We start from the raw sequence: 13,055 nt of genomic DNA, 5'->3' as shown, positions 1-13,055 counted from the left end.
GAGGGTTGGGGAGGGGGTGGGCGATGTTGTTGATGAATCGAAATTCCGGTTTTTCAATTGATTGCTGCCCTCACCCCCTCTCTCTTGCTGCGCAAGCAATACTTGTCGCTACGCGAGCAATACTTGCCCCAGAGGGAGAGGCGCTTATCCACGGAAATGCAAACACGCCCTAGAGGAATGGCGATAACAACCTTTGGCAACCATGTCACCACGTAAAATCATCCACATCGACATGGACGCCTTCTACGCCTCGGTGGAGCAGCGCGACCACCCCGAATGGCGCGGTAAGCCGCTTATCGTCGCGCGCGCCGCGGAAGAACGCGGCGTGGTTGCCGCTGCCAGCTACGAAGCGCGCCGCTATGGCATCCATTCCGCCATGTCCACCCACCGCGCGCAGCAGCGCTGCCCGCAGCTCATCCTCGCGCCGCCGCGCTTTGCCGTGTACCGCGCTGTCAGCCTGCAAATCCGCGCGCTGATGCTCGCCATCACCGATGCCGTCGAACCCCTTTCGCTCGATGAAGCCTATCTGGACGTCAGCGACAGCCCGCATGAAAACGGCTCCGCCACCCGCATCGCCGAACGCCTGAGCGCGGAAATCCTCGCCGCGACCGGGCTTACCGCCTCGGCGGGCGTCTCCTACAACAAAATGCTGGCAAAAATCGCCTCCGACCTGAACAAACCGAACGGCATCGCCGTCATCACCCCGGCGCAAGGCGCGGATTTCGTCGCCAGCCTTGCCATTGAGCGCTTTCACGGCATCGGCAAGGCGACCGCCGCGCATATGCACGCGCTGGGCATCCAGACCGGCGCCGACCTGCGCCGCCTCTCGCGCGAAACCCTGCGCCACGAATTTGGCAAACACGGCGACTTCTATTACGACATGGCGCGCGGCATTGACCTGCGCCCGGTAGAAGCCGCGCGCGAACGCAAATCCATCGGCAGCGAAACCACCTTCGCGCGCGACATCGAAGACCACGCCGCACTCTACCAGGCGCTGCTCGCGCAAAACCGCGAAGCCTTTGCCGACGTACAACGCCGCCACCTGCAACCGCACACCTTGACGCTCAAACTCAAATACAGCGACTTCAGCCAGACCACCCGCCGCCAGACACTCTCCACCCCGTTTGCCCGCGAAGAAGACGCGCACTACTGGATCGCCCGCCTGCTGCAAGAAATCGCCCCGGCGCGCCCGGTGCGCCTCGTCGGCATCACCTATTCCGGCCTGCGAGAAGACGTCCAATCGCGGCAAATACCATTACTGTGAAGACGGTAAGCCATTACAAGAACATTACCCTTTCATGATGGCAAGAAAATTGCTACTCTTTGCAGCATAAATGTAATGGAATTCAGGGAAGCAGCGATGTCCAGACAAATCACCCTTGAGATACACAATGCAGCCAATGACGTGATTGGCCAATATCAACTTGATACAGCAGGGAAAACGCAACATATCCAGGCGGTTAACGGTGCCAGCTACCAGTTCACCGACCTTGCCACCGGCCTCGGCCCGCAGCACATCACGACCGCCAAACAGGGCAGCGACCTGCTCGTTACCTTCGACAGCGGCAGCAATCTCATCATCGAAAACTACTTCACCCAGGGACAGGGCGCACTTGTCGGCATCAATGCTGACGGCGGGCTAATCAGCTACCCCGTCGCCAGCGTGCCGGAACACATACTCGCCGAAGAAATCGCAGGCGCGGGCACGATTGAAGCCGATACCGCGTCCACCATCACCCCGCTCGCCTTACTGGGCGGCGTCGCGCTTGTAGCGGGTGGCGTTGCGCTGGCGAGCCACGATAGCGGCAAAGGCGGCAGCACGCCCGCCCCGGCACCGCCCGTACCGGAACCGCCGCCCTTCAAACCGATGCCAGAGCCCGAACCCAAGCCAAATACCCCGATTAACCCCTCGCCGGAACCACTACCGAGCCCCAATCCGGGCGCACCCGGCCCGAATCCGGGAACCTCGCCGACACCCATCCCCAATCCCAACCCCGGAAATCCCGGTAACCCTGGAAATCCGGGCATTCCCAACCCGAGCCCGGATGCTTACAAACCCTTCCTCAAGGACGATCCCGTTCTGGCAAAACGCGGCACGCCGCCGGAAAGCCTCACCATCAAAGTCACCGAAAACGATACCGACCCGCAAGGCGATATCGATCCGGACAGCGTCAAACTCATCGACAAATATGGCAACGCGGTCAGCACCCTCGTGGTCGAAAAACAAGGCACCTGGAGCGTCAGCCGCGGCGGCAACATCACCTTCACCCCGCTGGCGAGCTTCACCACGGGCAATCCTGACCCAGTCGAATACATCCTGAAAGACCGCAACGGCAACCCAAGCTACAACCGCGCCAAAGTCAGCATCACCTACGACGATGCGGGCAATAACCACCCCGGCAGCGTAGAAATTGGCGGTGAAGCCAAAGTCGGCCAAAAACTAAGCGCGAACGTCAAAGACGAAGACGGCGTGCCGAAAGACGGCGTCAAATACCAATGGCTGGCCGATGGCAAAGAAATCCCAGGCGCGACCGACAAAGAATACGAAATCCAGGCGGGCGACAAAGGCAAAACCCTCAGCGTGCACGCGGAATACCAGGATGAAAAAGGGCACCCAGAGGCTGCTTCCAGCAAAATGAAAGACAGCGTACAGGAGGCGAATACACAACCGCTCATTCACCCGCTGAAGCACACGCCGGCGGACAAAATGAGTATCACGGATGATGCCAGAGGGGACGAGATTCCGACCTCAATGGACAGCGATGACGACCAACTTGCCAGCCATTACGAGACCCCGCTGAGTCTGGAAAACTCGCCGCCTGCGGGAAGCAGCGTTACCGCCAGCCTCAACAGCCACGAACACAGCATCCACCACGGCGAAAGTACCCCGCCCGAAAGCACAAACGAAATCCAGCACACAGAGCCGGCGCTGACACACGACAACCTCACCCAAACCGGCGATAGCACGGGACATATAAACGACGCGCCGAGCGAAATCCACGATGGCGGAGTACTGGTCAGCCCGAACATCAATCTGGACGACTACGCCCAATTGGTACAACACGACGGCCAGGCACCGCTTGACTACATCAAGGTGCAGGATCACGACATCCCGCAAAAACTGGAAACCGAAAGCCCCGGCGTCACCCTGCGCGGCAGCGACGGCGATGACGCCCTCATCAGCAGTAACGGCGTGGAATTCCTGGAAAGCGGCAAAGATGCGGACACCTTCAGCCCTGACCAGAACAACACCCCTATCATCAACAACGAAGGCTACAACAACACCGCACAAAGCCATTCACACGGTGGTCATGCCTCCGGCGTAGATGAAATCATGAATGCCATCACCATCCTCTAAACAAGCCCCACTCCCACTAGAGAGGCGCAGAGCGACAAAAACGCCCGCCAACCCCCTAACCCCTAAACCTCAAGAAAGGAAGCCAAAATGAGCAACATCGCCCTCACCCTAAAAACCGCCGAAGGCCACACCATCGCCCACTACGACCTGAACACCGCGCGCGTCGAACAAATCGACGCCGTGAACGGCGCGTACTACCAATTCACCGACGCGGCGACCGGCACTGGTCCGGTCCGCATCGACACCGCGCGCAGCGGTGATGACCTGCTTATATCCTTTGACAACAGCAGCGGCACCGACCTCATCATCAAAGACTACTTCGCGCGCGGCGAAGGGGCGCTGGTCGGCATGCAGAATAACGGCGAACTCTACCGCTATCCGGTCATCGTCACCCCCGAACACGTGCTGGCTGAGCACATCGAAACCGCGCCCGCCTACACCAGCGGCGCGGAAGGCGCAGTTGCCGCGGGCAGCAGCGGCGGGCCTTCCACCCTGGGCGTCCTCGGCACCATCGGCGCGGTCGGCCTCGTTGCCGGTGGTATCGCCATTGCCGCACACAACCACGACAAACACCACAAAAACGACCATCACGACAACCCGCCCAACCCGCAACCCAACCCCAACCCCAACCCCAACCCCAACCCCAACCCCAACCCGCAACCCAACCCCAACCCCAATCCCAACCCGCAACCCAACCCCAACCCGCAACCCAACCCCAACCCGCAACCCAACCCCAACCCGAACCCGCAACCCAACCCGAACCCGCAACCCAACCCCAACCCCAACCCCAACCCCAACCCCAACCCCAACCCGAACCCGAACCCGAACCCGAACCCACAACCCGCGCCAAACAAAGCGGGTACCGTCACCATCAACGGCAACGCCAAAGTAGGCGAGACGCTGACCGCGACCGTCAAGGACGACGACCGCTTTGACAGCGCCAAAGTGAAATACCAATGGCTGGCTGACGGCAAACCGATAGCGGGCGCGACCGATGCCACCTTCACCCTGACTGCGGCACAAAAAGGCGCGAAAATCACGGTGCAGGCGACCTACGACGACCAGGCCAACCACCACGAAGCCCCCATCAGCACCGCAACACAGCCAGTCAGTGACAGCGGCAGCACCCCGCCGCCGCAGCCACAAAACCACGCGCCGACCGACATCCAGCTTTCAGCAAGCGAAGTCGCGGAAGGCAAAGACGGCGCGGCAATCGGCAAACTGACCACGACCGACCCGGATGCAGGCGACAAACACACCTACAAAGTGAGCGACAGCCGCTTTGAAGTCACCGCCGACGGCACCCTCAAACTCAAAGCCGGGCAGCACCTTGACTACACGAGCGAAAAAACCGTCACCCTGCAAATCACCAGCGACGACGGCCACGGCGGCACCGTAAGCAAAACCCTCACCCTGAACGTACAGGACGACCCGAACTACCCGACGCCGAACCCGCAGCCGCCGACTCCTCCTGGAACCAACCATGAAGGCACCGTCACCATTTCTGGCGAGGCGAAAGTGGGCGAGACCCTGACCGCCAAAGTCGATGATGCCGACGGTGTCCCGACCAACGTGCAGTACCAATGGCTCGCCAATGGTGTTGCCATCACCGGTGCAACCGGCAGCAGCTACCAGCTGACCGCCGCAGAAGCAGGCAAAACCATCAGCGTACGCGCGACCTACACCGACAACGCCAACCACAGCGAAGCACCGACCAGCGCGGCGACCACGCCGGTGGTTGACCCCGCCAATCCGAACCCGCAGCCGCCACAACCGCAGCCGAACCACGAAGGCACGGTCACCATCACGGGCGAGGCGAAAGTGGGTGAGACACTGACCGCGACCGTTAACGACGATGACGGCGTACCGGCAAACGTTACCTACCAATGGCTGGCGAATGGCGTTGCCATCGCCGGTGCGACCGGCAGCAGCTACCAGCTGACCGCCGCCGAAGCTGGCAAAACCATCAGCGTACGGGCGACCTACACCGACAACGCGCAGCACAGCGAAGCACCGACCAGTGCCGCCACCACGCCGGTGGTTGACCCCGCCAATCCGAACCCGCAGCCGCCGGTTCCGCCGACTAACCACGAAGGCACGGTCAGCATCACGGGCGAGGCGAAAGTGGGCGAGACCCTGACCGCCAAAGTCGATGATGCCGACGGCGTACCGGCAAACGTTAGCTACCAATGGCTAGCCAATGGCGTTGCCATCGCCGGTGCAACCGGCAGCAGCTACCAGCTGAGCGCAAATGATGCGGGCAAAACCATCAGCGTACGCGCGACCTACACCGACAACGCCAACCACAGCGAAGCACCGACCAGCGCGGCCACCACGCCAGTCGTTGACCCCGCCAATCCGAACCCGCAGCCGCCGGTTCCGCCGACTAACCACGAAGGCACCGTCACCATCACAGGCGAGGCGAAAGTGGGCGAAACCCTGACCGCGACCGTCAACGACGACGACGGGGTGCCTGCAAACGTTACCTACCAATGGCTGGCAAACGGTGTTGCCATCGCCGGTGCAACCGGCAGCAGCTACCAGCTGACCGCAAATGATGCGGGCAAAACCATCACGGTGCGCGCGACCTACACCGACAACGCGCAGCACTCTGAAGCGCCGACCAGCGCCGCGACCACGCCAGTCGTTGACCCAGCGAACCCGCAGCCGCCAACCCCGCCTGGAACCAACCACGAAGGCACCGTCACCATTTCTGGCGAGGCGAAAGTGGGCGAGACCCTGACCGCCAAAGTCGATGATGCCGACGGTGTCCCGACCAACGTGCAGTACCAATGGCTCGCCAATGGTGTCGCCATCGCAGGCGCAACCGGCAGCAGCTACCAGCTGACCGCAAATGATGCGGGCAAAACCATCAGCGTACGCGCGACCTACACCGACAACGCCAACCACAGCGAAGCACCGACCAGCGTGGCGACCACGCCGGTGGTTGACCCCGCCAATCCGAATCCACAGCCGCCGGTTCCGCCGACTAACCACGAAGGCACCGTCAGCATCACGGGCGAGGCGAAAGTGGGCGAAACGCTGACCGCGACCGTTAACGACGATGACGGGGTGCCTGCAAACGTTACCTACCAATGGCTGGCGAATGGTGTCGCCATTGCCGGTGCGACCGGCAGCAGCTACCAGCTGACCGCCGCCGAAGCTGGCAAAACCATCAGCGTACGCGCGACCTACACCGACAACGCGCAGCACTCTGAAGCGCCGACCAGCAGCGCGACCACTCCGGTGATTGACCCGGCGAACCCAAATCCACAGCCGCCGGTTCCGCCGACTAACCACGAAGGCACCGTCACCATCACAGGCGAGGCGAAAGTGGGTGAGACACTGACCGCGACCGTTAACGACGATGACGGCGTACCGGCAAACGTTACCTACCAATGGCTCGCCAATGGTGTCGCCATCGCCGGTGCGACCGGCAGCAGCTACCAGCTGACCGCCGCAGAAGCAGGCAAAACCATCAGCGTACGCGCGACCTACACCGACAACGCGCAACACTCTGAGGCACCGACCAGCGCGGCGACCACACCGGTGGTTGACCCCGCTAATCCGAACCCGCAGCCGCCGGTTCCGCCGACTAACCACGAAGGCACCGTCAGCATCACGGGCGAGGCGAAAGTGGGCGAAACCCTGACCGCCAAAGTCGATGATGCCGACGGTGTCCCGACCAACGTGCAGTACCAATGGCTGGCGAATGGTGTTGCCATCACCGGTGCGACCGGCAGCAGCTACCAGCTGACCGCAAATGATGCGGGCAAAACCATCAGCGTGCGCGCGACCTACACCGACAACGCGCAACACAGCGAAGCACCGACCAGCGCGGCGACCACGCCGGTGGTTGACCCCGCCAATCCGAATCCGCAGCCGCCGGTTCCGCCGACTAACCACGAAGGCACGGTCAGCATCACGGGCGAGGCGAAAGTGGGCGAAACCCTGACCGCGACCGTTAACGACGATGACGGCGTGCCTGCGAACGTGCAGTACCAATGGCTGGCGAACGGTGTTGCCATCGCCGGTGCAACCGGCAGCAGCTACCAGCTGACCGCAAATGATGCGGGCAAAACCATCAGCGTGCGCGCGACCTACACCGACAACGCGCAGCACTCTGAAGCACCGACCAGCGCGGCGAGCGCCCCGGTAGTTGACCCGGCGAATCCCAACCCACAACCGCAGCCGAACCACGAAGGCGACGTTGCCATCAGCGGCAACGCCAAAGTGGGCGAGACGCTGACCGCCGAAGTTCATGACGCGGATAACTTTGACGAAAGCAAAGTGAGCTACCAATGGCTGCGCGACGGTAAGGAAATCGCCGGTGCCAATGGCAAAACCTACACCCTGACCGCCGAAGACGAAGGGCACAAAATCAGCGTCAAAGCCGAATACACCGACAACGCGGGCAACAAAGAAAGCCACGACGCCGAAAGCGGCATCGTCCAGCCGCAGAGCTCGACCAACCACGCGCCGACCGATATCAGCCTCGACAATGACAAAGTCGCGGAAGGCAAAGACGGCGCGACGGTGGGCAAACTGACGACGACCGACCCGGACACAGGCGACAAACACACCTACAAAGTGAGCGATGACCGCTTTGAAGTAACCGCTGACGGCACGCTGAAACTCAAAGACGGCAAACACCTCGACTTTGCAACCGAGCCGAAAATCACGCTGCAAGTGACGACTGACGACGGCCACGGCGGCAGCTACAACAAAACCTTCACCCTGAACGTAGAGGACGACCCGAACTACCCGCCGGTCAACCCGCCACAACCGCAACCGAACCACGAAGGCGACGTTGCCATCAGCGGCAACGCCAAAGTAGGCGAAACCCTAACCGCACAAGTCCACGACGCCGACCAGTTCGACGAAGCCAAAGTCAACTACCAATGGCAGCGCGACGGGCAGCCAATTGCTAATGCAACCGGCAAAACCTACACCCTGACCGCCGAAGACGAAGGACACAAAATCAGCGTCAAAGCCGAATACACCGACAACGCGGGCAACAAAGAAAGCCACGACGCCGAAAGCGGAGTCGTCCAGCCGCAGAGCTCGACCAACCAGGCGCCGACTGACATCACCCTCGACAATGACAAAGTCGCAGAAGGCAAAGACGGCGCGGCAATCGGCAAACTGACGACGACCGACCCGGACGCGGGTGATCAACACACCTACAAAGTAAGCGACGACCGCTTTGAAGTGACTGCCGACGGCACCCTCAAACTCAAAGACGGCAAACATCTCGACTTTGCAACCGAGCCGAAAGTCACGCTGCAAGTCACGACTGACGACGGCCACGGCGGCAGCTACAACAAAACCTTCACCCTGAACGTGCAGGATGATCCGAACTACCCGCCGGTCAACCCGCCACAGCCGGGCAACCACGAAGGCACCGTCACTATTTCTGGCGAGGCCAAGCTAGGCATGCTTTTGACCGCGACTTTGAATGATACCGATGGACTGCCCGCGCCGGACAAGGTGCAGTACCAATGGTTCCGCGATGGCGTGGCAATCGACAAGGAAACAACCAAGGTTTATCTGCTTAAGGCGGAAGACGTGGGGCACAAGATTTCCGTGCAAGCTACTTACGACGACCAAGCCAACCATCACGAGACACCCAAGAGTGCCGAGACTGTACCGGTCGTCGATAACCCGCCGCAACAGCTCTTCCCGCAGCCGACGCTGGAGAAAGGCACGGATGCAGAACAGGGCGGCGTCACCATCACCCCGCCGGACGAGGCGAACTACCTCAGCATTGACTACAAATCACAGGGCAGCGCGCAGAGCATCACGCTGGTGCGCGATGCGGTAGGCAGTCCGTGGCACGAGCAGAACAACGCGGCGTTGCCCGCGGGCGTGACGCTGGATGCTACGAGCGGCAAGGTGAAACTGGCGCCGTCGCTGGTGGATGACCACACGGAAGTTTCCGCCTTTGCGGGCTCAACCGCAGAGAACCGCTTCAGCGAGCGCAAGACCATCGAAAGTGACAGCGACAATGGCACTCCGAACCCGCAACCGCAGCCCAACCACGAGGGCAGCGTAACCATCACGGGCGAAGCGAAGGTTGGCGAAACCCTCTCCGCTACGGTGAAAGACGACGACGGTTTCGACAGCGCCAATGTGAAATATCAATGGCTGCGCGATGGCACGCCCATCAACCACGCGACGCAAGACCGCTACACGCTGACCAACGACGACCTCGGTCACAAGATTAGCGTCAAGGCGACCTATGAGGACAACGGCAAACACGCGGAATCGCCGACGAGTGCCGAGACGAATGCGGTTACCGACGCGCAGACTCCGCCGAACCCGCAACCGCAGCCCAATCATGATGGCGCGGTCAGCATCACGGGCGAGGCGAAGGTTGGCGAGACCCTCTCCGCCACGGTGAAAGACGATGACGGTTTTGACAGCGCCAATGTGAAATATCAATGGCTGCGCGATGGCACGCCCATCAACCACGCGACGCAAGACCGCTACACGCTGACCAACGACGATCTGGGTCACAAGATTAGCGTCAAGGCGACCTACGAAGACAACGGCAAGCATGCGGAATCGCCGACAAGCAGCGAGACGAATGCGGTCGTTGACAACACGCCGCCGCAGCCGCCGCAACCCACTTTCCCGGCGCCGACGCTGGAGAAAGGCACGGGCGCCGAGCAGGGCGGTGTCAGCGCTACTCCGCCGGATGAGGCGACCTATATGCGCGTCAGTTTCAAATACCACGGCCATGCAGTCCATATGGATTTGGAGCGCGACGGCGTTGGCAGCCCGTGGCACACCCGCGGTAACGAGCCGTTACCCGGCGGCGCGACGTTGGATGCGCAGAGCGGCAAGGTGAAACTGGCACCGAGTGCCGTTGATGACCAGACGGAAGTGACCGCTATTGCCAGCGCGGGCAGTCGCAGCAGCGATACCGCCACCATCGTGAGCGATAACGACAACGGCGCGCAACCGCAGACCCCGCCGGAAGTCTCGCTGATTGGCGACAGCACGGTCGATGAAGGGCAAAGCGCGGGTTACACCCTGCGCCTGAGCAAACCGGCGGAAGCAGACATCACCGTCAAAGTCAGTATCCAGCATGGCACGACCGACGACGGCAACGTCAAGACCGAAACCCGCACCCTCACCATCAGCAAAGGGCAGCAGGGCGCGACTTTCGATGTAGCAACGCTCGATAACGCCACCTTCCAGCCCGGCCGCAACTACCGTGTGGAAATCACTGAAGCACAGGGGGCGACGCCGAAAGCAGACGAAAAAACCGTCGAAACCACCATCAACGACAACGACCCGCCGAGCGTGCCGCAAATGGCGGCAGGCGGCGAGCCGGGCAGTATCGACATTACTCCGGTTGCTGGTACCAAGGCGCTGGTTGTGGAGTACACCGATGAGAATGGCGGACAACAGCACACGCTGAAAATAAACCGTAACGACAGCGGCAAATGGGAAAGCGCGGATGACTTGCCGGAAAGTGTCAACCTCGATGCCGCCAGCGGCAAACTGACCCTGGGCGCGAAAGCGGTCGCTGACGGCAGCGAAGTCAAAGCGCACAACGATTCCGAGTTCAACGAAGGCGAAACCGGCACGATCATCGCGGGCAACAACGACGGCACCAACCCGCCGCCGCCCGTGCAGCCGAACCACGCGGGAACCGTTGCCATCACCGGGGACGCCAAAGTGGGCGGCGAGCTGAAAGCAACCGTCAGCGACGAAGACGGCGTGCCGCAAGACGGCATCAAATACCAGTGGCAGCGCGACGGTGTGGACATCAAAGACGCGACCGGTGCGAGCTACAAACTCACCGCCGACGATGCCGGACACAAAATCACCGTCAAGGCCGAGTACCAAGACAACGGCAAACACGCGGAAAGCCCGGTGAGCAGCGCCACCGAAGTGCCTGCCGACAACAACCCGCCGGGTGGAAACCATGCGCCGACCGGTACCGTGACCGTCAGCGGCCTGGTACAGGCCGGACAAACCCTGCACGCGGGCAACACCCTTGCCGATGAAGACGGCATGGGCGAAGTCAAATACCAATGGCTGCGCGATGGCAAGGACATTGACGGCGCGACCGGCGGCCAGTACACCCTGACCAGCGGCGACGTTGGCCACGACATCAGCGTCCGCGCCAGCTACACCGACGGCAAGGCGCACGCCGAAAGCAAGGACAGCCTCTCCAGCCTGAACGTCGCCGCCGAAGGCACCGCACCGACTTACGAGAACAATTACGGCCAGTCCACTATTGACTGGGCGGGATTCAAATGGGTCGTGCGCGATGCCTGGTTCAAACACGGCAGCCCGCACGCCAATGGACAATGGTCCAAGGACAACGTGCAGCAGCACGACACCAGCCTTGACCTTTCCATTACCAACGCCGACGGTCACACCCCGGTAGCCTCCGAAATCATCTCGACCCGCTCGATGGGCTACGGTACCTACGAAATGACCTTCAAGGGTGACTTCAGCACCTTTGACAAATACACCGTATTTGGCGGTTTCTTCACCTTTGACTGGAACTATCCGGATGGTGCGAAAGACGATGGCTACCGCGAAATTGACGCGATGGAAATCTCGCGCTGGGGGACCGACACCCTCAAGGGGCTGACGACCTATTACCCGTTCACCAACACCCACGGCGTCGGCATCAAGCCGGAAAACGTCTGGCCGGACAGCTGGACGCACGCCACCGCCAAACTGGAGTGGACGCCGACCAAAATCCGCTGGAGCCTGCGCAACGCCGACACCGGTGAAGAATTCCCGATCAAGGAAATCAGCACCGACATCATCAAGCCGAACCTGCAACAAATCCACAGCAATATGTGGACGCTGAACACAGATGGTGGCTGGACGGCGAACAAACCGCAAAAAGTCACGCTCGAATCCTTCAGCTACATCCCGATGAAAGACGACGGCAGCAACCATTCCAACACGCCGGAGCCGCACAAAGCCAACCTGGAGCACGATACCCCGGTGCTGCATCACAGCGGCGACGACGCGGCGCATAACGACAGCGCGCATGCAGCGGCGTTGCACCACAGCGCACCGCAGACACTGCACGAAGCGAGTACCGTTGCGCAGTACCACGGCAGCGACGGCCACGACGTACTGGCCAGCGACGGCATTGACGTCGCGACCTACAGCGGCCTGATGAACCTCGACGGCGCGGCGCTCCTCAGCCACCTAGGCGAACACAGCGCCGAACTGCTCGCGGCGAGCAAAAACAGTACTAGCCACGAACTGCACGGCGGCGCGGGCGATGACGTGCTGATTGCCGGCCACGGCGCGCAACTGCTCGAAGGCGGTACGGGCGCGGATACCTTCGCCTACCTGCTGGACAGCAACGACGCGGCGAGCTGGAACGAACACAGCCGCATTCTCGACTTCAACCCGCAAGAAGGCGACCGCATCGTCCTGGCGGGCGGCGACCACGTCAAGGCAGAAGTTAGCAGCGACGCGGGCGGGCAACACCTGCACGTCACGGATGCCGCCGGACACGAGCGCACCATCGACATCGCGTCGGGTAACGGCAAAACGCTCACGGCGGAAGACATCCTCTCGCACGTTGACATCCAGACGCCGCAGCCGAGCTACGAACCGTCCGCGTACAGCGTCCCGCAAACCCCGCACCTGCCGCAAGATGACCACAGCCATCTCATCTAACAACAACACAGGAAGCTAAACGAAG

The 13,055-nt window shown here is 61.5% G+C and carries 3 protein-coding genes; all 3 read left to right on the top strand.

Translation table 11 applies throughout. The features are described from left to right. The first annotated feature begins 202 nt into the window (after nt 1-202). The 3 genes from dinB to EL199_RS11115 all read left to right on the top strand — a co-directional run bounded on the left by dinB (nt 203) and on the right by EL199_RS11115 (nt 13,030). Complete coding sequence (gene dinB / locus EL199_RS11125) at nt 203-1,264, top strand: DNA polymerase IV (protein WP_004143322.1); 1,062 nt, start codon at nt 203-205, stop codon at nt 1,262-1,264. Nucleotides 1,265-1,360: 96 nt separating this feature from the next. After that, the gene (locus tag EL199_RS11120) at nt 1,361-3,358 is read left to right on the top strand and encodes an Ig-like domain-containing protein (protein WP_050768137.1); all 1,998 of its coding nucleotides are present in this window, start codon (nt 1,361-1,363) and stop codon (nt 3,356-3,358) included. Between the two features lie 87 nt (nt 3,359-3,445). Then, on the top strand, nt 3,446-13,030 hold the full coding sequence (locus tag EL199_RS11115) for a hypothetical protein (protein WP_126316082.1): 9,585 nt from the start codon (nt 3,446-3,448) through the stop codon (nt 13,028-13,030). The last annotated feature ends 25 nt before the right edge of the window (nt 13,031-13,055 follow it).

This window comes from Cardiobacterium hominis, assembly GCF_900637305.1.
Classification (GTDB): domain Bacteria; phylum Pseudomonadota; class Gammaproteobacteria; order Cardiobacteriales; family Cardiobacteriaceae; genus Cardiobacterium; species Cardiobacterium hominis.
This window is presented reverse-complemented; position numbering and strand designations above follow the sequence as displayed.